Raw genomic sequence first — 26,010 nt, 5'->3', positions numbered from 1 at the left:
GCTAAGATTGAGTTTTACCCGCCGCAGGTGATCTATGTCTTCTCAACCCAACCAAAGCCTGATTGATGGTATTCGCTGCCTGCAATATCTGGTTTCCAGCGACAAAGCCGTAGGTTGTCGTGAATTGGCACGTCAGATGGGGATGAATAGCACGCGGGTTAATCGGCTGCTGATGACCATGGCAGCAATAGGTCTGACGACGCAGGATGAACATCGGCGTTATCTGCCTGGTCCTGGCATTCACGCGCTGGCGGCGCAGGCGATTCGCGGCTCTTCGCTGTTTGCGCAGGCTTTGCCACAGCTGGAACTTCACGCGCCGCGTGATATCGTGGTTGCCCTGGGCGTACTGTGGGAAGATCAGGTGATCTATATCTGGCACTCTGAGCCCGGCGAACGTACCAGCGCCAGTCAGGCGCTGGCTGGCTTTCGTATGCTGCCTGCCTGGCAATCGGTAATTGGCGTGTCGCTGCTGGCGGCTGAAAGTGATGAGGCGCTGCAACCGCGCTTTAGCGATGCGCAGTGGCAACAAATTGCTCCGCTGCTGGCGCGCAAGCGTGGTGAAGACCATCTGATTTGGCATCGTGATGACGGTGAAATCAGCATGGCGCAGCCAATCGATAACAATCGCGCGGCGCTGGCCTTTGCTAAAATCTGGCAACCTGATGAGGCGCATCTCGCGGAGCGTCTGCAACAGCTGCAAACTCTGGCGCAGGTTTTGATTAGCCCGCACTAACATGGTCAATTTTCCCCACAATAAATAGATAGCTACCGATACCAATAGCGGCCAGCACGGCGATAAACGCCAAAGCTGGTGCGAAGTTGTCGCCATCAATCAAGGCGCCAATGGCAATTGGCACCACGATGGAAGAGAGCGCACCCGTAAAGTTAAACACGCCGCCCGCCAGGCCAATCAAATGGCGCGGAGCCAGTGCGGTGACAAAAACCCAGGTGATGGTTGCCAAACCGTTGCCGAAGAATGCCAGCGACATAAACACAATGATCAGCGTCGAATCGTCGGTGTAATTGGCACCGAGGATGAAAAGCGTCAGGAACAGCCCGAGGATCACCGGTAACTTGCGTGCCACGCTGGTGGATACCCCCCGTCGCATCATGCGATCTGAGGCAAATCCGGCCAGCAGCACACCGCAGAAAGCGGCGAAGTAGGGCACCGATGCCACATAGCCACTTTTGATGAACCCCATGTGGCGATACTCCACCAGATAGGTGGGAAACCAAGTGAGAAAGAACCAGAAGGTGGCGGAGATGGTGAATTGTCCAATATAGATGCCGACCAATTTGCGGCTGCGGAACATCTGCGCTAAATCACGCCAGCGTGCTTTGGTGGGGTGATGGCCTTGCTCGCTCTGCAGTAGCGCGCCGTTATGGCGCAAGTAGTTCAGTTCTGCTGCGGAGACCCGTTTATGTTGATGTGGCTCGCGGTAAAGCCAATACCACAGCAGCGCCCAAACCATGCCCGCCAACCCGGTGATGAGAAACAGGCCGCGCCAGCCAAACGCATCCTGCACGTGGAACAGCAGCGGTGTCATACAGGCCAGCCCGACAAACTGTGCGGATGAGTAGATACCAATGGCGCTGGCGCGCTCGTGCTCCGGAAACCAGCTGGAAATCACCCGATTATTGGCGGGCATCACCGGTGCTTCAAACGCGCCGACACCCAAGCGCAGGCCAAACAGCGCGGCGAACGTGCTGGCAAAAGCATGCAGTAGGGTAATGAGCGACCAGACAAATAAGCCAACCCCGTAGACCAGGCGAGCTCCGAGACGATCGATGAGAAATCCTCCGGGAATCTGCAAGGCGGCATAGATCCAGCCGAAGGCGGAAAAGATTAACCCCATCTCCATCGGCGTGAAGCGTAATTCACCCGCCATCTCAGTGGCGGCAACCGATAGATTGGTGCGGTCCATGTAGTTGATAATGATATTAATAAACACCAAACCCAGCATCAGAAAGCGGGTGCGTCCTGCTCGCATGCTGGTAGCGGTTTGGCTCAGCGGTTGTTCAGTCATTATGCAACTCCCGAATGCCGAGTGTTTCTTTAATAGAAACGTTTTAGTGGGGTTTTGGCGAATCTGTTCACCAAACTTTGCGATCGCGGCGACGTTAAAACAGCAGATTGCCCGAACTTTTTGTCAATTCAAAACTCAGACCATCACGCATGGTAATGTGTTTTGGGTTTAGCCATAGTGGCGACCTGCAAATTGAATCCCTCAAGGAGGACTTTCGTGAAACTGAAAGCACTGGCGCTAGCCGCCGTAATGAGCACTGGCGCAATGTCCGGTTTAGTCCAGGCGGGTGAATTGCCAAATGGACCGCATGTGGTGACTTCTGGGCAAGCAAGTGTTGATGCCAAACCCGATATTGCGACGCTCGCTATTGTGGTTAATGTTTCCTCGAAAGACGCGGCGGAAGCAAAAAAACAAGCTGATGACCGCGTGGCGCAATACTTCGATTTCCTGCAAAAGAATGGTATTGAGAAAAAAGATATCGATGCGGCAAACCTGAGTACGCAGCCGGAGTACGACTACACCAAAGAGGGTAAGTCAGTACTGAAAGGTTATCGTGCTGAGCGTCAGGTCCAGGTGACGTTGCGTAAGCTAGATAAGCTGAACGAACTGCTGGATGGTGCGCTGAAATCGGGCCTGAATGAGATCCGTTCAGTGGAGTTGGGCGTGGCGAATCCGGACAGCTATAAAGAGCAGGCGCGTAAAGTGGCAATCGCCAATGCGACGCAGCAGGCAAATGCGCTGGCAGAAGGTTTCAACGCAAAATTGGGTTCGGTGTACAGCATCCGTTATCACGTTGCTAACTACCAGCCAATGCCGATGGCGCGCATGTATAAAGCCGCCGCCGCACCCGCAGACACCACCGCGCAGCAAACTTACGAGCAGCAAAGCATTCACTTCGACGATCAGGTGGATGTAGTATTCGAAATCAAACCGAATACGCCGTAACGCTTGATATCAGGTCGCCATTTATGGCGACCTGAACATTACACCGGCGAAACATCCTGACGCAGCACGCGATGGCCATGCGCGATCAGCGCATCTGTTACGCTGCGCATCAAGCGACTTTCCGGAGCAAAACGGTGCCAATACAGCATCCGACGCTGGTACAAGCCCGGCGTTAAATCCACCAGCTCACCTTGCGCCAGCTCGCGCTCAATTTGCAGATGCGGAATCATACAGCACACGGAACCCTGGCGGGCTAACTGCACAAAGGCTTCTGATGAGTTAACGATGTGGCAGGGCACGCTGCCCGGCGACAGGTCAAAGTTCTGCTGTAAAAATGCCTGATGCATATCATCCAGATGGTCGAATGCCACCGCCGGCGCTTTCAGTAACGCCGAGCGCGTAACGCCGTTTGGGAAATAGCGTGCGGCAAATTCTGGCGATGCGCAGAACAGATAATCCAATGCGCCCAGTTGATCCACCAAACAGCTTGGTAGCGGTTGCGGCTGAATACTCACTGCACCAACCACTTCACCGCGACGCAGACGTTCCTGGGTGCGGGTTTCATCTTCCACCTGCAAATTCAGACGCACAGGCGAATCGGCCAGCACATCTTTTAGCGCCGGCAGCAGCCAGGTTGCCAGACTGTCGGCGTTGACCGCCAGCGACAGCAGCAGTGGCGTTGTTCCGCCGTTATCGTCACCTAGCCACTCCTCTTCCAGTAGCTCAACCTGATGCAATAACGCCAGCAATTTTTGTCCCTGCTCGGTGGGACGCGGCGGTACGGTACGCACCAGCAGCGGCTGACCGAATAAATTCTCCAGCTGTTTAATACGCTGAGAAACCGCAGATTGCGTAATACAAAGTTTTTGTGCCGCGCGCTCAAAGCCGCGCTCACGAATCACAGCATCCAGCGCCTGAAGCGTTCGATAATCCGGGCGTTTCATTGTTGTTCTCTCTCGTTCAGGTGGACATTACTATGCCATAAAACTGTCAAATTGTGCTGCGGCGCTTTTTTGCGGGCTGGCTTCCAAAGACGTAAATCGGCGGTTTAACAGTCGCGCTTTTTTACGACGCCTTGTTTTATACTACGCACACTTCGATGTCGCACAGGTTTTAAACATACCATGACCCAGGATGAACTGAAAAAAGCGGTAGGTTGGGCAGCGCTAAAATACGTAGAGCCGGGCACGATTGTCGGTGTTGGTACAGGTTCAACCGCAGCGCATTTCATTGATGCGCTCGGCACCATCAAGAATCAGATTGAAGGCGCGGTTTCCAGCTCGGAAGCCTCAACCGAGAAACTGAAAGCCTTAGGCATCCATGTCTTCGATCTTAACGAGATTGATGAGCTGTCGGTTTACGTAGATGGTGCTGATGAAATCAACCCGCAGATGCAGATGATCAAAGGCGGTGGCGCCGCGCTAACCCGCGAGAAAATCGTCGCCGCAGTGGCGAAGAAATTTATCTGTATTGCGGATGCGTCGAAAGAAGTTGATGTACTGGGCCACTTCCCGCTGCCGGTTGAGGTCATTCCCATGGCGCGTTCCTTTGTGGCACGTGAACTGGTGAAGCTGGGCGGCTTGCCCGAGTATCGTCAGAACGTTATCACCGATAACGGCAACATTATTCTCGACGTACATAATCTGCGTATTCTTAATCCCATCGAGCTGGAAAAAACCATTAACGCGCTGCCAGGCGTGGTGACGGTTGGCCTGTTTGCCGCGCGCGGTGCCGATGTTGCGCTGATTGGCAGCGCTGAAGGCGTGAAAACCATCGTAAAATGATCTGTCCGGCGCAGGCAGTGCGCCGGTTATTTCCATGCGCAAAACATCTTTTCTCGCCAGGCTGAAATTTGGTGACTTATGTCACAAAAGGTTCATCAGCAGCAGGTTCGTACTCTGTCCTATAGAGATGCCATGATTTTGTACGGCTTTGTGCTGTCTACGCATGGGCGCGTGCTGGTCGCCAGGCAATCGTTTGTATTGCTGCGCACGAAATATTTGATATTTTGACAGAAGGCTACCTTATGGTAGTCCTCGTTGAATTCTGAATAGGGTCGGGAAATGGCAAAGGTATCACTGGAAAAAGACAAGATTAAGTTCCTGCTGGTGGAAGGCGTTCACCAGAGTGCGCTGGAAAACCTGCGTGCAGCAGGCTATACCAACATCGAGTTTCACAAAGGGGCGCTGGATGCGGAGTCGCTGAAATCCTCCATCCGCGATGCGCACTTCATTGGTATCCGTTCCCGCACCCAACTGACTGAAGAGATCTTTGCTGCCGCTGAAAAGCTGGTGGCTGTCGGCTGCTTCTGTATCGGTACTAATCAGGTTGATCTTGGCGCTGCGGCGAAACGCGGCGTACCGGTGTTCAACGCACCGTTCTCGAATACCCGTTCGGTTGCTGAGCTGGTGATTGGCGAAATGCTGCTGATGCTGCGCGGTATTCCGGAGGCGAACGCCAAAGCACACCGTGGTATCTGGAATAAAGTCGCTAACGGTTCCTACGAAGCGCGTGGCAAAAAACTGGGTATCATCGGCTATGGCCATATCGGCATGCAGCTGGGTGTGCTGGCCGAGAGCCTGGGTATGCACGTGTTCTTCTACGATATCGAAAGCAAACTGCCGCTGGGTAACGCTACGCAGGTTCGCCATCTCTCTGACTTGCTCAACATGAGCGATGTGGTCAGCCTGCACGTGCCAGAAACGCCATCAACGCAAAATATGATGGGTGCTGAAGAGCTAGCGCTAATGAAGCCCGGCTCGCTGCTGATCAACGCCGCGCGCGGAACCGTGATTGATATTCCCGCGTTGTGTAATGCGCTGGCAAACAAGCATCTGGCCGGTGCCGCTATTGATGTCTTCCCGGTTGAACCTGCTACCAACAGCGATCCTTTCAACTCTCCGCTGTGCGAGTTCGACAATGTGATTTTGACGCCGCACATTGGTGGTTCAACCCAGGAAGCGCAGGAAAATATCGGCTTAGAAGTGTCTGGCAAGCTGGCAAAGTACTCTGACAATGGATCTACTTTGTCTGCAGTTAACTTCCCGGAAGTGTCATTGCCGATGCACGCAGCCAGCGCCAGCCGTCTGCTGCACATCCATGAAAACCGTCCGGGTGTATTGACGGCTATCAACCAGATTTTTGCTGAGCAGGGCATCAACATTGCTGCGCAGTATCTGCAAACCACGCCGATAATGGGCTACGTGGTCATTGATATTGATGCGTCAGAAGATGTGGCGGATAAAGCGCTACAGGCGATGAAGGCCATTCCAGGCACCATTCGCGCTCGTCTGTTGTACTGATCGAACAGGGCGCCGCTGGCGCCCTTTGTTTTTTCTGCTTACGCTTCCCATTGCCACAGTTTAGATGGCGTCAATATTGCTGGCAGCGGGACATCCCATGCCGCGACGGGGAGTGCATCCACGCGCTGGCAATCATGCGCAATGCCCACCGGAAGAAAACCATGCTGCTGCCAGTTTTGCAGCGTGCGATCGTAGAATCCACCGCCCATCCCCAAACGTTGTCCCTGGTGGTCAAACGCCACCAGCGGCACCAGCATTACATCTAATTGGTCCAGCGTGGCCAGTTGCGTGATATCTAACGGCGGTTCCGGAATGCGCAGTTTATTAGGCGTAAGGGTGGTTTCAGGCGTGTAGCGAATAAACAGCAGATTGCCTGGCGAGAAAGGGTGCAGCACCGGCAGATAAACCTGCTTTTTTTGCTGCCACAGTTTGGCGATCAGCGGTCGGGTATTGATTTCACCATCAACCGATAAAAACAGCGCGATGCGTTGGGCATTGGCGATCGGCGCAATATTAATGGCGTGTTCAGCCAGCTGATCGGCGGCCTGTTCCTGCTGCTCAGATGTGAGGTTGCGGCGCAAATGGCGCACATGTTGACGAATATCGTGACGGTCGAGAAGTGAGGGCGCTGGCATGGTATCTACATCCCCGGAATAATCGCTTTTTAAAAGCGATTATATCATGCGAACCGGGGAAACAGATTTACTACTGAAGGGAGATCTCCGAGATGCCGCCGCAGGCTGTAACCCTTGAACCCTTGGTTCAAGGTGAACATGCCGTCACAACTATTAGGCTTCTCGGACGGACCGAGCATGCGCACAAATTGTGGAGCGTCACATTCTGTTGGTATGAAATATCGGCTCAGGGGACTGGCCCGCTTGCAAACATCTCAGAGAAAATGTACTTCACCGTCACTCTAGCATGAGGACCATGAAGCTTTATTCAAAATTAGGGCCCTGGCGATCGGTTATGCGACCTTGCTCAACTAACGCTTGTTCAATGGTCTGTTGCAGCATGCGGATACGTTGTTCCATGTTTGCTGCATAGTCGCGCGTCTTACCTTTCTCTTGTGCCAACTCGTGGCAGATGTTTAACGCGGCGATGAACACCAGTTGCTCTGTATTGGTGACTCTAGTGCGAACTTTTAAATCTTGCAACCGTTGATTGAGATCCTCTGCGGCCAGATTCAGCGCATCTTGCTGTTCAGGCGGACAATTCACTCTCAATGAACGACCAAAAATTTGAATATCTACTGGTTGTGCAGACATGCCACCATCCTGACTGATTACTTCGATCGCATCTCCCTTACCGGTCAATGGGTTGGGAGGAGCGAAACTATATATACCCGAGTTATAACTTACAACCCCTTTTCTGGAAACCCAGAGGCACCTGGTGGTAGCATAACACGAACTTATTCTGTCAACGACGACCAAAGCTTATGTCTTTACCGAACGCATCGCCTAGTTACAACGCGCTGGCCGCGGCCCTTTCTCAGCAGGGCGTGGGTATGACGCCAGCCGAAATGCACGGACTTCTCTCTGGGATTCTGTGCGGCGGCAATCAGGATACCAGCTGGAAAACCATGGTTCACGATCTTACCAACGAAGGCATGGCGTTTTCACAAAGCCTGTCTCAGCCGTTGCAGGCGCTGCATGAAAGCCTGGCGAATACGCTGGAAGACGAAGGCTTCATGTTCCAGTTGATGTTGCCGGAAGATGATGACATCACGGTATTCGATCGCGCGGATGCGCTGGCCGGTTGGGTAAACCATTTCCTGCTCGGTTTAGGGGTTACACAGCCTAAGCTGGATAAAGTCACCGGCGAAACCGGTGAAGCCATCGACGATCTGCGCACCATCGCGCAACTTGGTTATGACGAAGACGAAGATCAGGAAGAGCTGGAGCAGTCGCTGGAAGAGGTGATTGAGTACGTGCGCGTAGCCGCTCTGCTGTGCCACGACACCTTCACACGTCAGCATCAGCCAACGGCACCCGAAGTGCAGAAACCGACGTTACACTAAGCGCGTCAATGCGGGTACGTTGTGGCCCGTTTTCAACAGGGAGTGCAAACATGATTACTCTGGATACGTTTCAACAGCGTCGTCAGGCGCTGATTGCCCGCATGGCGCCAGGCAGTGCCGCATTGATTTTTGCTGCACCTGAAGTGACGCGCAGCAACGATACCGAATATAACTTTCGTCAAAACAGTGATTTTTGGTATTTCACGGGCTTTAACGAACCGCAGGCGCTGCTGGTATTAATCAAAAGCGATGACACGCATAACCACAGCGTGTTGTTCAATCGTGTGCGCGATCTGACCGCCGAAATCTGGTTTGGTCGCCGTCTTGGTCAGGACGCCGCACCGGCTAAATTGGGTGTCGATCGCGCCTTGCCGTGGGATGACATCGGCGAGCAGCTGCATCGATTGCTGAATGGTTTGGATGTGGTGTACCACGCGCAGGGCGAATACGCTGAGGCGGATCAGCTGGTGTTTAGCGCGCTGGATAAATTGCGTCGCGGCTTCCGTCAAAACCTCAGTGCGCCGGACACGATCACCGACTGGCGTCCGTGGGTGCATGAGATGCGCCTGTTCAAAAGTGCGCAAGAGATTGAGATTCTGCGCCGTGCGGGCAAAATCAGCGCACTGGCGCACACGCGAGCCATGCAGGCCTGTCGTCCTGGTATGTTTGAATATCAGCTGGAAGGTGAAATTCATCATGAATTCAATCGCCACGGCGCGCGTTTTCCCTCTTACAACACTATCGTTGGTTCTGGCGAAAACGGCTGCATTCTGCACTACACCGAAAACGAATCGGAAATGCGCGACGGCGATTTAGTGCTGATTGATGCTGGCTGCGAATTCCATGGCTACGCGGGTGATATCACCCGCACCTTCCCGGTCAACGGCACGTTTAGTGAGCCGCAGCGCGCCATCTACGACATCGTGCTCGCTTCGCTGTACAAAGCGTTGTCGATGTTCCGTCCGGGTATCAGCATCCATGACGTTAATGACGAAGTGGTGCGCATCATGATTACCGGCCTGGTCGATCTCGGCATTCTGGATGGCAATATCGATACGCTGTTTGAAGAGCAGGCGCACCGCCCGTTCTTTATGCACGGTTTGAGCCACTGGCTGGGGCTGGATGTGCACGACGTCGGCCATTACGGCACGCCAAGCCGCGACCGCATTCTTGAGCCGGGCATGGTGCTGACCGTTGAGCCTGGCTTGTATATCGCGCCAGATGCCAAAGTGCCGCCGCAATATCGTGGCATTGGTATTCGCATCGAAGATGACATCGTCATCACCGCGGACGGCAACGAAAATCTTACCGACAGCGTGGTGAAAGATGCTGACGCGATCGAAGCGCTGATGGCGGCGGCACGCCACGCATGAGTATTTTAATTGCCGGCGGCGGCATGACTGGTGCGACTCTGGCGCTGGCGATTTCTCACCTGACGCAAGGCCAGCTACCGGTCACCTTGATTGAGCGTAGCCAACCCGATAGCCGTGCGCATCCGGGCTTCGATGGCCGTGCCATTGCATTGGCGGCTGGCACTTGCCAGCAATTAGCCGATATCGACCTATGGCGTTCACTGGCGGATTGCGCCACTGCTATCACCGATATCCACGTCTCCGATCGCGGTCATACCGGCTTCGTCTCGCTCAAAGCGGACGATCATCAACTGCCTGCGCTCGGTCAGGTGGTAGAGCTTTTTGATGTTGGGCAGCGCCTTTTTCAGCGTCTGAAAACGGCTCCCGGCGTTACGCTACGCTGCCCGGATCACGTCACTTCTGTGACACGCACCCCGGATAGCGTACAGGTTACGCTCAGCAGCGGCGAACAGCTGGATGGCGCATTATTAGTGGCCGCCGATGGCTCGCGTTCACCTTTGGGCGCCTCCTGCGGCATCACCTGGCAGCGCGATGATTATCAACAGTTGGCCGTTATCGCCAATGTTGCAACGCAATTGCCGCACCAGGGCCGCGCCTTCGAACGTTTTACCGAACATGGCCCGCTGGCGTTGCTGCCGATGTCCGGCAACCGTATGTCGCTGGTGTGGTGTCACCCGATTGCTGCGCAAGCAACCATTAAGCAATGGGACGAGGCGACTTTCCTGCAAGCGCTCCAGCGTGCGTTTGGCTGGCGATTGGGGCGTTTCACCCACGCTGGGCAACGCGAACATTATCCCCTGGCGCTGCAAACCGCCGAACGTCAGGTAACGCATCGGCTGGCGCTGGTGGGCAATGCGGCGCAGACGCTGCACCCGATCGCCGGACAAGGTTTCAATCTTGGCCTGCGCGATGTGATGTCACTGGCAGAGACGTTAGCAGGGGCGTGGCGTCAGCAGCACGATCCCGGCAGTTTTGCCGTATTGCAGCACTTTGCCGCGCGGCGTCAGCCCGATCGTGCCGCCACAATTGGCGTTACCGACGGTTTAGTCCGACTGTTTGCTAACCGCTATGCGCCGTTAGTAGCAGGACGAAATCTTGGGCTGGTGGCAATGGACCATCTGCCTTGGCTGCGAAACCCACTTGCCGCGCGCACGCTCGGCTGGGTGAAGCGTTAAGCACGAACTAAGGGGCAGCAATGCAAACTTTTGATGTGGCAATCGCCGGTGGCGGCATGGTGGGGTTGGCCGTCGCCTGCGGATTACAAGGTAGCGGCTTACGCGTTGCCGTGCTGGAAAAGGCACCTGAGCCACAATTTGATCCGGCGGCTAACGCGTCGATTCGCGTTTCTGCCATCAATGCTGCCAGCGAACGTCTGCTGCAAAAGCTTGACGTGTGGTCAAGCATTCTGGCCCTGCGTGCCAGCGCCTATCACGGTATGGAAGTGTGGGATCAGGACAGCTTCGGCTCGATCAGCTTTGATGATGAACAGCAGGGGCTATCGCATCTCGGCCATATTATCGAAAACGAAGTGATTCATAGCGCTTTGTGGCAGCGTGCCAGCAACAGCAGCGATATCACGCTGTTTGCGCCCGCGCAGTTGCAGCAGGTGGCCTTTGGCGATAACGAAGCCTTCATTACGTTGCAAGATGGCAGCATGATGAGCGCACGTTTGCTGGTTGCCGCTGACGGCGCAAATTCCTGGCTGCGTGATAAAGCCGATATCCCGCTCACCTTCTGGGATTATGAGCATCATGCATTAGTGGCCAATATCCGCACCGACATGCCGCATGATGCCATCGCGCGTCAGGTGTTTCATGGCGATGGCATTCTGGCGTTCCTGCCGATGCAGGATCCGCACCTGTGTTCAATTGTGTGGTCGCTCTCGCCGCAGGAAGCTACGCGCCTGCAATCCATGCCGCAAGCGCTGTTTAACCAACAGCTGTCGGTGGCGTTTGATATGCGCCTCGGCCTGTGTCAGGTCGAGAGTGAGCGCAGAACCTTCCCACTGACGGCACGTTATGCACGTAACTTCGCCGCGCACCGCTTGGCATTGGTGGGTGATGCAGCACATACCATTCATCCGCTGGCCGGACAGGGTGTGAATCTCGGCTTTATGGATGCCGCAGAATTGATTGGTGAGATCCGTCGACTGCATCAGGAAGGTAAAGACATTGGGCAGCATCTCTATTTGCGCCGCTATGAGCGCAGCCGCAAGCACAGTGCCGCGATGATGTTGGCGGGGATGCAAGGTTTCCGCGAGCTGTTTGCCGGCACGCATCCGGCGAAAAAACTGCTGCGTGATGTCGGTCTGAAGCTGGCCGATACTTTACCGGGCGTTAAACCCATGATGCTTAAACAGGCAATGGGGCTGAACGACTTGCCCAGCTGGATCCGCTAATTCACCTTGCTGACGGCGCCCAATTGGGCGCCGTTTTTGTCTATTGCACCGTAAAGATGCACCGCTGCACCGCGATCGCGCCTCGTTTGATTTATTCTAATTTTACCCCTTAATTCGCATTAGTTTATCTCATGCTGCATCAGTGTTGCCGCCATGCTCATCCTTAAGTTTGTGGTCCTGATTCACTCAGTTTGCTGCATGAAAGTAATTTAGTCGTATTTTGTGCGAGGCTAATCACAATAATGCAGTGATTTATGCTGTTCTGTGTTCGATGAGGTGTTGAAAGGTGCTAGGGTTTCACCCTCGTTTTGCTTATGGTTAATTGCCGCATTCGGTGATAACTTCAGCACAAAGAGAACGTTTGCGTCAGCCTGATAAGGCGACGCAGGCGCGTCACACTTACTTGTTTTCACAGGATGGTTATGACTCAGCAAACGCCTCTATTCGAACAGCATCAGGCATGCGGTGCCCGCATGGTGGACTTCCACGATTGGATGATGCCGCTGCATTACGGCTCGCAAATGGATGAGCATCACGCGGTGCGCAACGATGCCGGCATGTTTGATGTTTCCCACATGACCATCGTCGATCTGCGCGGTGCACGTACCCGCGAGTTTCTGCGCTATCTATTGGCAAATGATGTCGCCAAATTGACTCAGCCCGGCAAAGCGCTTTACACCGGCATGTTGAATGCCTCGGCTGGCGTCATCGATGATTTGATTGTTTACTTTATGAGCGAAGATTTCTTCCGTCTGGTGGTTAACTCCGCCACGCGTGAGAAAGATTTAGCGTGGATTAAACAGCATGCGCAGCCGTTTGGCGTGGAATTGACTGAGCGTGACGATCTGGCGCTGATTGCGGTGCAAGGTCCGAATGCGCAGCAGAAAGCGCAAACGCTGTTTAGCGCCGCTCAGCGAGACGCCGTGACCGGCATGAAGCCGTTCTTCGGCGTACAAGCGGAAAACCTGTTCATCGCAACGACCGGTTACACCGGCGAAGCAGGCTACGAGATTGCCATGCCTGCCACTGAAGCCGCTGCTTTTTGGCAGCAGCTGTTGGCCGCAGGTGTTAAACCGGCGGGTTTAGGCGCGCGTGACACGCTGCGCCTGGAAGCGGGCATGAATCTGTATGGTCAGGAGATGGATGAAGGCGTTTCGCCGTTGGCTGCTAACATGGGCTGGACCATCAGCTGGGAGCCCGCCGATCGTGATTTTATTGGTCGTGATGCCCTGCAAGCGCAGCGCGAAAAGGGCACCGAAAAGTTGGTTGGTTTAGTGATGACCGAAAAAGGGGTGCTGCGTAACGGTCTCACTGTGCGCTTCACCGATGAACAAGGCCAGCCGCAGCAGGGTATTATCACCAGTGGTTCCTTCTCGCCAACGCTGGGTTGCAGCATTGCGCTGGCACGTGTGCCGGCGGGAATTGGTGAGCAGGCGATTGTGGAAATCCGCAATCGTGAAATGCCAGTAAAAGTCACTAAACCGATTTTTGTTCGCGCCGGTAAGCCGGTCGCCCAGTAATTTTTTTTCAGGAGAAATGGCCAATGAGCAATGTGCCAAGTGAATTGAAATACCGCGATAGCCACGAATGGGTCCGTAAAGAAGCTGACGGCACCTTCACGGTAGGTATCACCGAACACGCACAGGAACTGCTGGGCGATATGGTGTTTGTCGATCTTCCAGACGTCGGCGTCTCCTTCGCGGCCGGTGATGACTGCGCGGTCGCGGAGTCGGTGAAAGCCGCTTCTGACATCTATGCACCCTTAAGTGGTGAAATCGTCGCGGTGAATGATCAGCTAGGCGATTCGCCGGAACTGGTTAATAGCGCGCCGTACGCCGAGGGTTGGCTGTTCCGCATCAAAGCCAGCGACGAATCAGAGCTCGACTCCATGCTGGATGCCGATGCCTACAAAGCCGCGATTGACGAGTAACCGGTAGTGACAGAAGGTGACGCACAGCGGCGCCTTCTTTTTTTATCTGCCTGACTTAACGCCATTTTTGTAACCCAGCCCGATTCAGGATTTACTGCAAATGACCCAGACTCTCAGCCAGCTCGAACATAACGGTGCTTTCATTGAGCGCCACATCGGTCCTACGCCGGAACAACAGGCCTTAATGCTGGAAGCGATTGGTGCCCGTTCGCTCTCATCATTGATCAGTTCTATTGTGCCTGCCGATATCCAGCTGCCAGGCCCGCCTGCAGTGGGCGATGCCGCGACCGAGCAGCAAGCGCTGGCAGAGCTGAAAGCCATTGCCAGTCAGAACCACCGCTACAAATCCTGGATCGGCATGGGCTACAGCGCGGTGATCACGCCGCCGGTTATCCTGCGCAATATGCTGGAAAATCCGGGCTGGTACACCGCGTATACGCCGTATCAGCCAGAAGTGTCGCAGGGCCGCCTGGAAGCGCTGCTAAACTTCCAAACCCTGACGCTGGATCTGACCGGTCTGGACATCGCGTCCGCCTCGTTGCTGGACGAAGCCACCGCCGCCGCAGAAGCCATGGCGATGGCTAAGCGCGTCAGCAAATTGAAAAACGCGACAAAATTTTTCATTGCCAATGACATTCATCCCCAAACGCTGGATGTGGTGCGTACTCGCGCCGAGACCTTTGGTTTCGAATTGATTATTGATAGTGCAGACAAGGCGCTGGATCACGACGATCTGTTTGGCGTGCTGCTGCAACAGGTGGGTACGCACGGTGAAGTGCACGATTATCGTTCACTGATTGCCGAGCTGAAAAGCCGCAAAGTGGTGGTGAGCGTCGCGGCAGACTTTATGGCGCTGGTGCAGTTAGAAGCGCCAGGCAAGCAGGGCGCAGATATCGTGTTCGGTTCCGCACAGCGTTTCGGCGTGCCGATGGGTTATGGCGGACCGCACGCTGCGTTCTTCGCCAGTCGCGACGAACACAAGCGCTCGATGCCGGGTCGTATCATTGGTGTATCACGCGATGCCGCCGGTAACACCGCGCTGCGTATGGCGATGCAAACCCGTGAGCAGCATATCCGCCGTGAGAAAGCCAACTCCAACATCTGTACTTCGCAGGTGCTGTTGGCGAATATCGCCGGTCTTTATGCTGTTTATCACGGCCCGGCTGGCCTGAAGCGCATTGCTTCCCGCATTCATCGTCTGACCAGCATTCTGGCTGCTGGCCTGCAGAATGGTGGCCTGAAACTGCGCCACAACAGCTGGTTTGATACGCTAACGGTAGACGTTGCTGATAAAGCCGCGGTGCTGAACCGTGCACTGAGCTTTGGCGTCAATCTGCGCAGTGATATCCATAATGCCATTGGCATTACGCTGGATGAAACCACCACGCGTGAAGACGTGCTGGCACTGTTCGCCATCCTGCTGGGCGATGCGCACGGCCAGGATATTGATGCGCTGGATACGGCGGTGGCGGCGGAAAACAGTGCGATTCCGGCCGGTCAGGTGCGTGAAAGCGCCTTCCTGACGCATCCGGTGTTCAACCGTCATCACAGTGAAACTGAGATGATGCGTTATATGCACAGTCTGGAGAAAAAGGATTTGGCGCTGAATCAGGCGATGATCCCACTCGGCTCGTGCACCATGAAACTCAACGCCGCTGCTGAAATGATTCCGATCACCTGGCCTGAATTTGCCGAGCTGCATCCGTTCTGCCCGGCAGATCAGGCTTCGGGTTACCTGCAGATGATTGGTCAGCTATCGCAATGGCTGGTACAGCTAACTGGCTACGACGCGCTGTGCATGCAGCCAAACTCAGGCGCACAGGGTGAATATGCGGGTCTGTTGGCGATTCGTCGTTACCATGAAAGCCGCAACGAAGGCGGCCGTAATGTCTGCCTGATCCCAAGCTCGGCCCACGGCACCAACCCGGCGTCAGCGCAGATGGCGGGCATGTCGGTTGTCGTTGTGGCTTGCGATAAACAAGGCAATATCGATCTTGGCGATTTGCGTGAGAAAGCCGCACAGGTTGGCGAGCAGCTGTCGTGCATTATGGTGACTTACCCGTCAACGCACGGGGTTTATGAAGAGACCATTCGCGAAGTGTGCCAGATCGTGCATCAGCACGGCGGCCAGGTGTATCTCGACGGCGCTAACATGAACGCGCAGGTGGGGATCACCACGCCAGGTTATATTGGCGCGGATGTCTCGCACCTCAACCTGCACAAAACCTTCTGCATCCCGCACGGCGGCGGTGGCCCGGGCATGGGCCCCATCGGCGTGAAAGCGCATCTGGCCCCGTTCGTGCCGGGTCACAGCGTGGTACAAATTGACGGCGTGCTGACGCAGCAGGGCGCAGTTTCTGCAGCTCCTTTCGGTAGCGCCTCGATTCTGCCAATCAGCTGGATGTATATCCGCATGATGGGCGCGGAAGGCCTGAAGCAGGCGAGTTCAGTGGCGATTCTGAATGCCAACTACATTGCCAGCCGTCTGCAATCCGCTTATCCGATTCTGTACGCAGGTCGCGATGGCCGCGTGGCGCACGAATGTATTCTCGATATTCGTCCGCTGAAAGAGCAAACCGGCATTAGCGAACTGGATATCGCCAAGCGTCTGATCGATTACGGTTTCCACGCGCCTACCATGTCATTCCCGGTTGCGGGTACGCTGATGGTTGAGCCAACGGAATCGGAAAGCAAAATTGAGCTGGACCGCTTTATCGATGCGATGCTGGCCATCCGCATGGAGATCGACCGCGTTGCCGATGGCGAGTGGCCGCTGGAGGATAATCCCTTGGTGAACGCCCCGCACACGCAGACAGAAATCGTCGGCGACTGGGCACACCCGTACACCCGCGAGCTGGCGGTGTTCCCGGCAGGCAGCGCTAACAAATACTGGCCGACCGTTAAACGTCTGGACGATGTATTTGGTGACCGCAACGTGTTCTGTTCGTGTGTACCCATGAGCGAATACCAGTAATTTAGCTGTCATACCTTAAGCTGCAGCGGCGTTGGCTGCGCTCCTTCATCCCGGTCACTTACCGATGTAAGCTCCCGAGGATGTACGAGCTTGCCGCCTTGCTGCATCTCAAATTATTTAGGCTAAAATTCCGGATATATTTTATTAAGGGCCGACTATTCGGCCCTTTTGTTTTGGAGGCAAAAATGGATCTGGCATTGGTGACGGGCGGCAGTCGCGGCATTGGACGTGCAACGGCCTTATTGCTGGCGCAGGCCGGTTATCGTGTAGCGATTAACTATCGCCAGCGTGCAGCTGAAGCGGCGAGCGTGGTGGCAGAAATCGAAGCGCAGGGCGGCAGCGCTTTTGCGCTACAAGCCGATATCGCTGATGAGGCACAGGTGATGCGCATGTTTGCCCAACTGGATGAGCAAGACGGCGCGCTGCGCGTGTTGGTGAATAACGCCGGAATTTTGTTTACCCAGTGTCGGGTTGAAGAGTTGGATGCCGAGCGCATTCAGCGCGTGTTCGCCACCAACGTCCTCGGTACCTTTATCTGCTGCCGCGAAGCGGTTAAACGCATGGGCACGCATCATGGTGGCAAAGGTGGTGCCATCGTCAATGTGTCATCTGCCGCGTCACGCCTTGGTGCGCCAGGTGAATATGTGGATTACGCCGCGTCGAAAGGGGCGATGGATACGCTAACTAAAGGCTTATCGCTGGAAGTGGCGGCGCAGGGCATTCGCGTTAACAGCGTGCGTCCAGGCCTGATTTATACCGAAATGCACGCCGATGGCGGCGAACCGGGCCGAGTGGATCGTTTAGCGAGTGCGCTTCCCATGGCGCGCGGCGGCCAGGCGGAAGAGATCGCCGAGGCAATTGTCTGGCTGGCAAGTGATGCTGCGTCGTACGTGACGGGCACTTTTATTGATGCCGCCGGCGGACGCTAATTGACCTGTTTGGCATGTATGCTGTCCCTATAAAAGCCGTTCCAAAATCGTACCCGAATATTGTAGGGTCGCCATTCATGGCGACTGATACCTGTTAATGCAGCCAAATTTGCGCGCTAGCCGTTCACACCCGCTGACACATTTATTTTAGCGTACATGTGTACTCTGAAATTTATCTTCGCTACTCTGGTTGCTCAGAAATAGCACACTCGCTTTTTCCGTTGTTCAGGAATCCCCTTCCATGGTACAGAACCGAATTATTGCCGAGGGCTACTCATTGGCAGAAGAGATTGCCAATAGCATCAGCCACGGAATTGGCTGCATTTTCGGCATCATCGGCTTGGTCTTAATGCTAACGCAAGCCGTCGAATCTCAAGCTAACATCACAGCCATTACCAGCTACAGTTTGTATGGCGGCAGCATTATTTTGCTGTACCTTGCCTCAACGCTTTATCATGCAATTCCGCATCAGAGAGCCAAATACTGGCTGAAAAAATTCGACCACTGCGCCATCTATGTTTTGATTGCCGGCACTTATACACCGTTTTTGCTAGTAGGCCTGAACTCGCCGCTAGCGCAGGGCTTGATGGTGGTGATCTGGAGTCTGGCGCTGATCGGCGTGCTGTTCAAAATTGCGTTTGCTCACCGCTTTGAAGCGCTGTCGCTGGTGACCTATCTCAGCATGGGATGGTTGTCGTTGGTGGTGATTTATCAGCTGGCAATCAAACTGTCGCCGGGCGGGATTTGGCTGCTGGCAGCCGGTGGCGTGGTCTATTCGCTCGGGGTGATTTTCTACGTCTCGCGCCGCATTCCTTACAGCCACGCTATCTGGCATGGCTTTGTGCTTGGCGGCAGCGTATTGCACTTCTGCGCAATCTATTTTTATGTGATGTAACTTGCGGCCCTACATGAGAACCGCACGAACTTCGTAGGGTGCACATTCATGTGCACCTAAAACAGCGTCAATCATTCTGCCAATGAATATGGCAGCGGCTGAATCGTCAGTTTGCCGCTTTCGTCGCCTTCCACACGCAGCACGCTTTCCGGCTCCAGATCATTGTTCATCACCACTTGCACCCACACGCTGCCGTCATCCAGCTGCACGCCAGTGAGCACCGTACCGGAACGACGCCATTTGTCGCCCATTTGCAGTTCCAGCGAGCCACCAACATCGGGTACCTTGCTGGCGCTTCCAGCCAGCCAATAAAGTGCACGTTTGTTAGCGCCGCGGAATTTAGCGCGCGCAACCATTTCCTGGCCGGTGTAGCAGCCTTTTTTGAAACTGATGGCATCCAGCGCCTGCAGATTGGTGGCTTGCGGAATCAGCTGTGCGCTGGTGGCGCTTTCAATTACCGGAATACCCGCTTCGATATCCAGCGCCAGCCACTGCAGGCTGTCGTTAAACTGTGCTTCACCGGCGAGTTTCTCTTTAAGCTCCTGCGCTTGTTCTGGCGTCGTCACCAGCAGAAAACGCTCAGCGGGCTGCGCAAACCACAGCAGCGTGCTCTCATCCTGCTGCACCACCGGCGTTTCCGCATCCGGGAGCGTGCTGAACAGGTTTGCCAGCGCGGCACGTGCCTGGAAACCGGCGACGCCCAGCAACACCGCTTCATCATCAGCGACGAGTGTTACCTTGGCGAACACCGCATATTTCTTCAGCTCAGTCAGCTGCTGCTCGCGCAGGTTGCGACGAACCGTGTAGGCATAACCTTCACCACGATGGAACAGACGAATGTTGCTCCACATCTTCCCCTTAGCATCGCAGTGTGCGGCCGGGCGATGTTGTGTTGCATCCATGGCGGCGACATCCAACGTCAACTGACCTTGCAGATAAGAGGTGCTGTCCTTGCCCTGCACCTTAACCAGTGCCCATTCGTCGAGCGACATCAGGGTTAAAGGCAGGCGTGCCGATGCAGCAGGCTGGCGGGGAGGAAGGGTAAAAATCGACATGGGTCATTCCTGATTAATGAGGTAATAGGTAGCAATGGTAAAAGAGCAGTGCGGCTTTGCAACCTGTTTACTGAATCTGGCGCACAAATCGCGTGATGTCCTTTGCAAATCAGGGGCCGTAACGCCGAGACATTGCACAGGGATAAGCACAGCGCCTGCAGCGAGAAAAAAAAGCAGGTACACTGAGCCCCACTGTTTTTAGCCATGGAATGAGAGACATGGAAATTAATGACAAAGCCCGCGTCCAATGGGCGTGCCGCCGCGGTATGCTGGAACTGGATATCGCTATTATGCCGTTCTTTAAGTACGAATATGATTCGCTTAATGATACCGACAAGCAGGTGTTTATCGCGCTGCTGAAGAGTGACGATCCTGACTTGTTCAACTGGTTGATGAATCACGGTGAACCGGTGGATCCCGAGTTCAAACGCATGGTGAAACTGATTCAGCAGCGCAATCGTGAACGCGGTCCGGTGGCGATGTAATCTGCGGGCGTCACCCAGTGCGCGAGCACTGAATGTGGCGCTGTTTGCGCTGTGCGTGGCTTTACTGCTGAGCCTGAGCTGGCCAGACGAATGGGCGTGGTGTAAAGCGCCGATTTTAGTACTGCTGCTGGTGGAAGGCTGGCGTAACGAGCGACATCTGGTGCAGCGCGTAGGCTGTCTGGCGTTGGACGTGAACGGCGAGTGGCTGTGGCGTGAGGCGCGCTGGCGAACAGAATGTAAAGCGGATTGGCTGCCGTTTGGCGTCTTGCTGGTGCTGCGTAATCAGCAGGGTAAGCGCTGGCGGCTGTGGCTGATGCACGATAATCTGCCGCCCGGCGAATGGCGCACGTTACGCGCCTGCTGTTTTCTGCATGAGGGGCAAACGCTGCCCTAAAGCAGCGCCGCGGTTTCTGTCAAAATCTGTTCGCACCACTGTTCGATGCGCTCATCACTCAATTCGAACTGATTCACATCATCAAGCGCTAAACCCACAAACTGTGCGCCGTCGGCAGTCAGCGGTTTTTTACTGGTGAACTCGTAGCCTTCCAGCGGCCAGTAACCGACAAACTGCACGCCCATTGGCTGCAGCAGCTCGTGCAGCATGCCGAGCGCATCGAGAAACCATTCGGCATATTCACCCTGGTCGCCCATGCCGTACAGCGCCACGATTTTGCCGCGCAGATTCAGGGCCGGGATTTGCGGCCAAATCGCTTCCCAGTCTTCCTGCAACTCACCGAAATCCCACGTGGGAATACCCAGGATCAGCAAATCGTACTGCTCCATCAGCGACGGATCGTCATCTTTCAAATTGTGCAGCGTGACTAATTCTTCGCCGATAAAGTCGCGAATTTTCTCCGCAGTCATCTCGGTGTAACAGGTACTGGAACCGTAAAATAATCCAATATTCATGCAATTAATGCTCTGACTGAAACTGACTCGGGGGCAATTGTACCAGAAGCAGGCTACTTTCAGGCATAATGAGCACGATTTCACACGGGCGGAGATAACAGTGCAGGACAGCGATCTGATCGAACAGTTTCTCGATGCGCTTTGGATTGAACGTAATCTGGCGCAGAACACGCTCGCGTCCTACCGGCAGGATTTGCAAACGCTGATCGGTTGGCTGCACCATCACGATCGTACGCTGTTGACGCTAGAAGCGCTTGATTTACAGCAGTTTCTCGCCGAGCGCGTCGAGGGCGGCTATAAAGCCACCAGCTCCGCGCGCACCCTCAGCGCCATTCGCCGCTTGTGCCAATATTTGTATCGGGAAAAAGTGCGCAGCGACGATCCCAGCGCGCTGCTTTCTGCCCCTAAGCTGCCGCAGCGCTTGCCGAAAGATCTCAGCGAAAATCAGGTTGAACGCTTGTTACAGGCACCCAGCATTGATGTGCCGCTGGAACTGCGTGATAAAGCGATGCTGGAGCTGCTGTACGCCACCGGATTACGCGTTACCGAGCTGGTAGGGTTAACCATCAGTGATATCAGCCTGCGCCAGGGCGTGGTGCGGGTCATCGGTAAAGGCAACAAAGAGCGCCTTGTGCCCTTAGGTGAAGAGGCGGTTTACTGGATTGAATACTATATGGAACATGGCCGGCCGTGGCTGCTGAATGGGCAAACGCTGGATGTGATGTTCCCCAGCCAGCGTGCGCAACAAATGACGCGACAGACCTTCTGGCATCGCATCAAACACTATGCGACCCTTGCCGGTATTGATAGCGAAAAGCTGTCGCCGCACGTGTTGCGCCACGCATTTGCCACACATTTACTGAACCATGGCGCCGATTTACGCGTCGTACAGATGTTGCTGGGCCACAGCGACCTCTCGACGACGCAAATTTATACGCATGTCGCCACTGAGCGCCTGCGTCTGTTACATCAACAGCATCATCCGCGCGCTTAAGAAGCGGTAACAAGGATTTAAGATGAAAAAGCAGCTCACGATGCTGGCTCTGCTGGTCAGCGCATTCACTGGATTGGCGCATGCCGATGACAACGCCATTCAGCAAACGCTGAAAAAACTGGGCCTGCAACAGGCGGAAATCCAGCCCTCACCGCTGCCGGGCATGAAAACCGTGCTGACAGAAAGTGGCGTGCTGTATGTTTCTGAAGACGGTAAACATATGATTCAGGGGCCGCTTTATGATGTTAGCGGCACTCAGCCGATTAACGTCACCAATCAGCTGCTGGACAAAAAAGTCAGCGCGCTGGCGCCTGACATGATTGTCTACAAAGCGCCTAAAGAGCAGCACGTCATTACCGTGTTTACCGATATCACCTGTGGCTACTGCCGTAAGCTGCATGAGCAGATGGCGGACTACAATGCGCTCGGCATCACCGTTCGTTATCTGGCTTTCCCGCGTGAAGGGCTGAACGGTCAGGTTGAAAAAGCCATGCGTGCCATCTGGTGCAGCGCCGATCGCAACAAAGCTTTCGATGCCGCGATGAAAGGCGATGCGCCGCAAATGGATGCGCCCGCCACCTGCAAAATCAATATCGAACAGCAGTACAAACTGGGCATCCTGTTTGGTATTCAGGGCACGCCGGCCATTCTTACCGATAGCGGTATGATGATTCCTGGCTATCAGGGACCGCAAGAGCTGAAGCAAGTGCTTGACGGCCAGAAGCGTGGCGGTTAACGCACAGTGATTCATTCTGTTGAACTCCGTCGGCGCGAAGCTGAGGCCGACGCCAGCTTGCCCGCTGATTTGCCCCCTTTGCTTCGTCGTCTGTACCTGCAACGCGGCGTGAAAGATGCGCTGGAACTGGAACGTGGTGCCAAACATTTGCTGCCGTGGCAAACCCTCGGCGGTATTGAAGGCGCAGTTACGCTGCTGCATCAGATGCTGCAAACCGGCAAGCGCATCGTGGTAGTTGGTGACTTTGATGCCGATGGCGCCACCAGCACGGCGCTAACCGTGCTGGCACTGCGTAGCCTGGGCGGTAACGTTGATTATCTGGTGCCAAACCGCTTTGAAGATGGCTACGGATTGAGTCCGGAAGTGGTTGAGCAGGCCAAAGCGCGCGGTGCAGAGATGATCCTCACCGTCGATAACGGTATCTCCTCGCACGCCGGCGTCGATACTGCGCATCAGCATGGCATTCCGGTGCTGGTTACCGATCACCATCTGCCGGGCGACACCTTGCCCGCCGCCGAAGCGATTGTGAACCCCAATCTCAACGACAGCGCATTCCCTTCGCGCTCGTTGGCGGGTGTTGGCGTTGCTTTCTATCTGATGCTGGCGCTGCGTGCGCATCTGCGTCAGCAAAACTGGTTTAGTGCCGGTCGTGCGGAGCCAAATCTGGCGGAACTGCTGGATCTGGTGGCGCTGGGTACCGTGGCGGACGTGGTACCACTGGATGCCAATAACCGCATTCTGGTGTGGCAAGGCTTAAGCCGCATTCGCGCGGGTAAATGCCGCGCGGGTATTCGCGCGCTGTTAGAAATTGCCAATCGTGATGCGCGTCAGCTCGCCGCCAGCGATCTCGGTTTTGCTGTCGGTCCGCGTCTCAATGCCGCCGGTCGTCTGGATGATATGTCGGTTGGCGTGGCGCTGTTGCTCACCGAAGACATTTCCCAGGCACGCATGTTGGCGAATGAACTCGATGCGCTCAATCAGACGCGCAAAGAGATTGAGCAGGGCATGAAGAGCGAAGCGCTGGCGTTGTGCGATGAGCTTGAGCGCCAGCATACCGATCTGCCGCTTGGCCTGGCGTTCTATCATCCGGAGTGGCATCAGGGCGTGGTCGGCATCCTCGCTTCGCGGCTGAAAGAGCGCTTTCATCGCCCGGTGATTGCTTTTGCGCCTGCCGGTGACGGCACGCTGAAAGGTTCCGGCCGCTCAATTGCCGGTTTACATCTGCGCGATGCGCTGGAGCGTCTCGACACGCTGTACCCCGGCATGATGATTAAGTTTGGCGGTCATGCGATGGCGGCAGGTTTGTCGCTGCAAAGCGAAAAGTACGAACCATTCCGTGAACGTTTTGCCGCGCTTATTGATGAATGGCTGGATGGCGAAGCGTTGCAGGGCGTGATTTGGTCAGACGGCGAACTGCATGCGCAGGAGTTTACGCTGCACACCGCTGAAATGCTGCGCGAAGCGGGTCCGTGGGGTCAGGCATTCCCGGAACCGGTATTCGACGGTAAATTCAAACTGCTGCAGCAGCGCCTGGTGGGCGAACGCCATCTGAAAGTGATGATCGAGCCTATCGGCGGCGGCCCGCTGTTAGATGGCATCGCCTTCAACGTGGATACTACGCTGTGGCCAGACACCAGCGTGCGGCAGGTGCAGTTGGCCTATAAACTGGATATCAATGAGTATCGCGGCAATCGCTCGGTGCAGCTGATCATCGATCATCTCTGGCCGATGTAGGAAAAAATGAAGTCGCCATGAATCCGCTACTGGTTGTCCGTTAAGGCATGAAAAACCCTCATTATCGAAAGCACACATGGTAGCGGCGCAATTCAATGCGCGATAAATCGCGCCGCTACAAAGTGGGTGTGCTTTCGGGTAAACTAGCGCGTTAGTTTTTATCTCCTTTCACCGAATCGTCAAAAAAGACTGAAAAGCCATGTTTGAAATTAATCCGGTCAAAAATCGTATTCAGGACCTCAGTGAGCGCAGCGACGTTCTTCGGGGGTATCTTTGACTACGATGCCAAGAAAGAACGCCTTGAAGAAGTAAACGCCGAGCTGGAACAGCCGGACGTCTGGAACGAACCCGATCGCGCGCAAGCGCTGGGTAAAGAACGTGCTTCGCTTGAGGCGGTGGTTGAAACCCTAGATCATATGCGTCAGGGCCTGGAAGATGTGCAGGGCCTGCTGGATCTGGCGGTAGAAGCCGACGACGAAGAGACCTTCAACGAAGCCGTTGCCGAGCTGGATGCGCTGGAAGTGAAGCTGGGCGAACTGGAATTCCGCCGCATGTTCTCTGGCGAATATGACAGCGCTGACTGCTACATGGATATTCAGGCCGGTTCCGGCGGCACCGAAGCGCAGGATTGGGCCAGCATGCTGCTGCGCATGTATCTGCGCTGGGCCGAAGCCAAAGGCTATAAAACCGAAATTATCGAAGAGTCAGACGGTGAAGTGGCTGGTACTAAATCCGCTACCATTAAAATCATCGGCGACTACGCGTTTGGCTGGTTGCGCACCGAAACCGGCGTCCATCGCCTGGTGCGTAAGAGCCCATTCGATTCCGGCGGCCGTCGCCATACCTCATTCAGTTCGGTGTTTATCTACCCGGAAGTGGATGACAACATCGATATCGACATTAACCCCGCCGATCTGCGTATTGACGTTTACCGCGCCTCCGGTGCGGGCGGCCAGCACGTTAACAAAACCGAGTCTGCGGTGCGCATTACCCACTTGCCGACCAACATTGTGGTGCAGTGCCAGAACGACCGTTCACAGCACAAGAACAAAGATCAGGCCTTCAAGCAGTTACGCGCCAAGCTGTACGAATATGAGATGCAGAAGAAAAACGCGGACAAGCAGGCAGCGGAAGATAACAAGTCTGATATCGGCTGGGGCAGCCAGATCCGTTCTTATGTTCTCGACGATTCACGCATCAAGGATCTGCGCACCGGCGTAGAAACCCGCAACACCCAGGCGGTGTTGGATGGCGATATCGATCGTTTTATTGAAGCAAGTTTAAAAGCAGGGCTATAAGGAACC

At 55.0% G+C, this 26,010-nt stretch carries 25 protein-coding genes and 1 other RNA gene; 19 read left to right on the top strand and 7 right to left on the bottom strand.

Annotated elements, in window-relative coordinates:
- The first annotated feature begins 34 nt into the window (after positions 1-34).
- On the top strand, positions 35-733 hold the full coding sequence (locus AC07WB_RS15640) for an IclR family transcriptional regulator (protein WP_097096139.1): 699 nt from the start codon (positions 35-37) through the stop codon (positions 731-733).
- Here AC07WB_RS15640 and AC07WB_RS15635 read toward each other — a convergent pair.
- Positions 720-2,027: an MFS transporter gene (locus AC07WB_RS15635; RefSeq protein ID WP_400458421.1), complete on the bottom strand. Its 1,308-nt coding sequence runs from the start codon at positions 2,025-2,027 to the stop codon at positions 720-722. The two genes, AC07WB_RS15640 and AC07WB_RS15635, sit on opposite strands and share 14 nt — an antisense overlap.
- Before the next feature lie 216 nt (positions 2,028-2,243).
- Here AC07WB_RS15635 and AC07WB_RS15630 point away from each other — a divergent pair, with 216 nt between their 5' ends.
- Complete coding sequence (locus tag AC07WB_RS15630; RefSeq protein WP_400458423.1) at positions 2,244-2,972, top strand: oxidative stress defense protein; 729 nt, start codon at positions 2,244-2,246, stop codon at positions 2,970-2,972.
- A gap of 38 nt (positions 2,973-3,010) precedes the next feature.
- Here the strand turns inward: AC07WB_RS15630 and AC07WB_RS15625 are convergent, their stop codons facing one another.
- Complete coding sequence (locus AC07WB_RS15625) at positions 3,011-3,916, bottom strand: LysR family transcriptional regulator ArgP (RefSeq protein WP_097096142.1); 906 nt, start codon at positions 3,914-3,916, stop codon at positions 3,011-3,013.
- Positions 3,917-4,096: 180 nt separating this feature from the next.
- On the opposite strand from AC07WB_RS15625, the gene rpiA reads away from it, so the two are divergent.
- Entirely contained in the window at positions 4,097-4,756 is a 660-nt protein-coding gene (gene rpiA / locus AC07WB_RS15620) for a ribose-5-phosphate isomerase RpiA (RefSeq protein WP_097096143.1), read from the top strand.
- A gap of 279 nt (positions 4,757-5,035) precedes the next feature.
- On the top strand, positions 5,036-6,274 hold the full coding sequence (gene serA, locus AC07WB_RS15615) for a phosphoglycerate dehydrogenase (protein ID WP_345828398.1): 1,239 nt from the start codon (positions 5,036-5,038) through the stop codon (positions 6,272-6,274).
- 38 nt (positions 6,275-6,312) lie between these two features.
- Here the strand turns inward: serA and AC07WB_RS15610 are convergent, their stop codons facing one another.
- From AC07WB_RS15610 to zapA, 3 genes are all read right to left on the bottom strand, one after another.
- Positions 6,313-6,909: a 5-formyltetrahydrofolate cyclo-ligase gene (locus AC07WB_RS15610; protein ID WP_097096145.1), complete on the bottom strand. Its 597-nt coding sequence runs from the start codon at positions 6,907-6,909 to the stop codon at positions 6,313-6,315.
- Positions 6,910-6,989: 80 nt separating this feature from the next.
- Positions 6,990-7,173, bottom strand: a non-coding RNA gene (gene ssrS, locus AC07WB_RS15605) — 6S RNA.
- 39 nt (positions 7,174-7,212) lie between these two features.
- On the bottom strand, positions 7,213-7,542 hold the full coding sequence (gene zapA, locus AC07WB_RS15600) for a cell division protein ZapA (protein WP_007890288.1): 330 nt from the start codon (positions 7,540-7,542) through the stop codon (positions 7,213-7,215).
- A 170-nt stretch (positions 7,543-7,712) separates the two neighbouring features.
- On the opposite strand from zapA, the gene AC07WB_RS15595 reads away from it, so the two are divergent.
- The 9 genes from AC07WB_RS15595 (at position 7,713) to trhA (ending at position 18,793) form a co-directional block, all read left to right on the top strand.
- Positions 7,713-8,294: a YecA/YgfB family protein gene (locus AC07WB_RS15595; protein WP_494940793.1), complete on the top strand. Its 582-nt coding sequence runs from the start codon at positions 7,713-7,715 to the stop codon at positions 8,292-8,294.
- Between the two features lie 50 nt (positions 8,295-8,344).
- Positions 8,345-9,667 carry a Xaa-Pro aminopeptidase gene (pepP, locus tag AC07WB_RS15590; RefSeq protein WP_494940792.1) on the top strand — a complete coding sequence of 441 codons (1,323 nt, stop codon included), beginning with the start codon at positions 8,345-8,347 and terminating at the stop codon, positions 9,665-9,667.
- A complete protein-coding gene (ubiH, locus tag AC07WB_RS15585) occupies positions 9,664-10,842 on the top strand; it encodes a 2-octaprenyl-6-methoxyphenyl hydroxylase (protein WP_097096148.1) in 1,179 nt (392 codons plus the stop codon). Before pepP ends, ubiH begins: the two co-directional genes overlap by 4 nt.
- 20 nt (positions 10,843-10,862) lie before the next feature.
- Positions 10,863-12,065, top strand: coding sequence for an FAD-dependent 2-octaprenylphenol hydroxylase (ubiI, locus tag AC07WB_RS15580; protein ID WP_400458429.1), 1,203 nt, complete (start codon positions 10,863-10,865; stop codon positions 12,063-12,065).
- A gap of 422 nt (positions 12,066-12,487) precedes the next feature.
- Complete coding sequence (gene gcvT / locus AC07WB_RS15575) at positions 12,488-13,585, top strand: glycine cleavage system aminomethyltransferase GcvT (RefSeq protein WP_494940791.1); 1,098 nt, start codon at positions 12,488-12,490, stop codon at positions 13,583-13,585.
- 23 nt (positions 13,586-13,608) lie between these two features.
- Entirely contained in the window at positions 13,609-13,995 is a 387-nt protein-coding gene (gene gcvH / locus AC07WB_RS15570) for a glycine cleavage system protein GcvH (protein ID WP_097096151.1), read from the top strand.
- Positions 13,996-14,095: 100 nt separating this feature from the next.
- Positions 14,096-16,969: an aminomethyl-transferring glycine dehydrogenase gene (gcvP, locus tag AC07WB_RS15565; protein ID WP_494940790.1), complete on the top strand. Its 2,874-nt coding sequence runs from the start codon at positions 14,096-14,098 to the stop codon at positions 16,967-16,969.
- A gap of 185 nt (positions 16,970-17,154) precedes the next feature.
- Positions 17,155-17,898 carry an SDR family oxidoreductase gene (locus AC07WB_RS15560; RefSeq protein WP_097096153.1) on the top strand — a complete coding sequence of 248 codons (744 nt, stop codon included), beginning with the start codon at positions 17,155-17,157 and terminating at the stop codon, positions 17,896-17,898.
- A gap of 241 nt (positions 17,899-18,139) precedes the next feature.
- The gene (gene trhA, locus AC07WB_RS15555) at positions 18,140-18,793 is read left to right on the top strand and encodes a PAQR family membrane homeostasis protein TrhA (protein WP_097096154.1); all 654 of its coding nucleotides are present in this window, start codon (positions 18,140-18,142) and stop codon (positions 18,791-18,793) included.
- Positions 18,794-18,864: 71 nt separating this feature from the next.
- Here the strand turns inward: trhA and ygfZ are convergent, their stop codons facing one another.
- A complete protein-coding gene (gene ygfZ / locus AC07WB_RS15550; RefSeq protein ID WP_494940789.1) occupies positions 18,865-19,848 on the bottom strand; it encodes a tRNA-modifying protein YgfZ in 984 nt (327 codons plus the stop codon).
- A 218-nt stretch (positions 19,849-20,066) separates the two neighbouring features.
- On the opposite strand from ygfZ, the gene sdhE reads away from it, so the two are divergent.
- Positions 20,067-20,333 (top strand): FAD assembly factor SdhE, encoded by a 267-nt coding sequence (gene sdhE, locus AC07WB_RS15545; RefSeq protein ID WP_007890277.1) that lies wholly within the window; start codon positions 20,067-20,069, stop codon positions 20,331-20,333.
- A complete protein-coding gene (locus AC07WB_RS15540) occupies positions 20,308-20,727 on the top strand; it encodes a protein YgfX (RefSeq protein WP_494940788.1) in 420 nt (139 codons plus the stop codon). Before sdhE ends, AC07WB_RS15540 begins: the two co-directional genes overlap by 26 nt.
- Here AC07WB_RS15540 and fldB read toward each other — a convergent pair.
- Positions 20,724-21,242 carry a flavodoxin FldB gene (fldB, locus tag AC07WB_RS15535; RefSeq protein WP_097096157.1) on the bottom strand — a complete coding sequence of 173 codons (519 nt, stop codon included), beginning with the start codon at positions 21,240-21,242 and terminating at the stop codon, positions 20,724-20,726. The two genes, AC07WB_RS15540 and fldB, sit on opposite strands and share 4 nt — an antisense overlap.
- A gap of 100 nt (positions 21,243-21,342) precedes the next feature.
- On the opposite strand from fldB, the gene xerD reads away from it, so the two are divergent.
- From xerD to prfB, 4 genes are all read left to right on the top strand, one after another.
- Positions 21,343-22,236 (top strand): site-specific tyrosine recombinase XerD, encoded by an 894-nt coding sequence (gene xerD / locus AC07WB_RS15530; RefSeq protein WP_370659792.1) that lies wholly within the window; start codon positions 21,343-21,345, stop codon positions 22,234-22,236.
- A gap of 22 nt (positions 22,237-22,258) precedes the next feature.
- Positions 22,259-22,972: a bifunctional protein-disulfide isomerase/oxidoreductase DsbC gene (gene dsbC / locus AC07WB_RS15525; RefSeq protein ID WP_494940787.1), complete on the top strand. Its 714-nt coding sequence runs from the start codon at positions 22,259-22,261 to the stop codon at positions 22,970-22,972.
- Between the two features lie 6 nt (positions 22,973-22,978).
- Positions 22,979-24,706 (top strand): single-stranded-DNA-specific exonuclease RecJ, encoded by a 1,728-nt coding sequence (recJ, locus tag AC07WB_RS15520; RefSeq protein ID WP_097096159.1) that lies wholly within the window; start codon positions 22,979-22,981, stop codon positions 24,704-24,706.
- A 199-nt stretch (positions 24,707-24,905) separates the two neighbouring features.
- A protein-coding gene (gene prfB / locus AC07WB_RS15515; RefSeq protein WP_097096160.1) for a peptide chain release factor 2 occupies positions 24,906-26,004 on the top strand; the annotation gives its coding sequence in 2 pieces (ribosomal slippage) (positions 24,906-24,980 and positions 24,982-26,004; 1,098 coding nt in all).
- Positions 26,005-26,010 lie beyond the last annotated feature (6 nt).

Source organism: Pantoea sp. GW821-FHT03E06, assembly GCF_059420725.1.
Note: the sequence above shows the minus strand (reverse complement) of the source record. Positions and strands in the feature narration are given on the sequence as shown.

Bases quoted from the DNA above. Each gene is read 5' to 3' on its own strand.
- trhA (WP_097096154.1), top strand. From the start codon at position 18,140: ATGGTACAGAACCGAATTATTGCCGAGGGCTACTCATTGGCAGAAGAG.
- gcvH (WP_097096151.1), top strand. From the start codon at position 13,609: ATGAGCAATGTGCCAAGTGAATTGAAATACCGCGATAGCCACGAATGG.
- AC07WB_RS15560 (WP_097096153.1), top strand. From the start codon at position 17,155: ATGGATCTGGCATTGGTGACGGGCGGCAGTCGCGGCATTGGACGTGCA.
- fldB (WP_097096157.1), bottom strand. From the start codon at position 21,242: ATGAATATTGGATTATTTTACGGTTCCAGTACCTGTTACACCGAGATG.
- gcvP (WP_494940790.1), top strand. From the start codon at position 14,096: ATGACCCAGACTCTCAGCCAGCTCGAACATAACGGTGCTTTCATTGAG.
- serA (WP_345828398.1), top strand. From the start codon at position 5,036: ATGGCAAAGGTATCACTGGAAAAAGACAAGATTAAGTTCCTGCTGGTG.
- dsbC (WP_494940787.1), top strand. From the start codon at position 22,259: ATGAAAAAGCAGCTCACGATGCTGGCTCTGCTGGTCAGCGCATTCACT.
- gcvT (WP_494940791.1), top strand. From the start codon at position 12,488: ATGACTCAGCAAACGCCTCTATTCGAACAGCATCAGGCATGCGGTGCC.
- sdhE (WP_007890277.1), top strand. From the start codon at position 20,067: ATGGAAATTAATGACAAAGCCCGCGTCCAATGGGCGTGCCGCCGCGGT.
- pepP (WP_494940792.1), top strand. From the start codon at position 8,345: ATGATTACTCTGGATACGTTTCAACAGCGTCGTCAGGCGCTGATTGCC.
- AC07WB_RS15625 (WP_097096142.1), bottom strand. From the start codon at position 3,916: ATGAAACGCCCGGATTATCGAACGCTTCAGGCGCTGGATGCTGTGATT.
- ubiH (WP_097096148.1), top strand. From the start codon at position 9,664: ATGAGTATTTTAATTGCCGGCGGCGGCATGACTGGTGCGACTCTGGCG.
- ygfZ (WP_494940789.1), bottom strand. From the start codon at position 19,848: ATGTCGATTTTTACCCTTCCTCCCCGCCAGCCTGCTGCATCGGCACGC.
- AC07WB_RS15635 (WP_400458421.1), bottom strand. From the start codon at position 2,027: ATGACTGAACAACCGCTGAGCCAAACCGCTACCAGCATGCGAGCAGGA.
- rpiA (WP_097096143.1), top strand. From the start codon at position 4,097: ATGACCCAGGATGAACTGAAAAAAGCGGTAGGTTGGGCAGCGCTAAAA.
- AC07WB_RS15640 (WP_097096139.1), top strand. From the start codon at position 35: ATGTCTTCTCAACCCAACCAAAGCCTGATTGATGGTATTCGCTGCCTG.
- ubiI (WP_400458429.1), top strand. From the start codon at position 10,863: ATGCAAACTTTTGATGTGGCAATCGCCGGTGGCGGCATGGTGGGGTTG.
- AC07WB_RS15595 (WP_494940793.1), top strand. From the start codon at position 7,713: ATGTCTTTACCGAACGCATCGCCTAGTTACAACGCGCTGGCCGCGGCC.
- AC07WB_RS15610 (WP_097096145.1), bottom strand. From the start codon at position 6,909: ATGCCAGCGCCCTCACTTCTCGACCGTCACGATATTCGTCAACATGTG.
- zapA (WP_007890288.1), bottom strand. From the start codon at position 7,542: ATGTCTGCACAACCAGTAGATATTCAAATTTTTGGTCGTTCATTGAGA.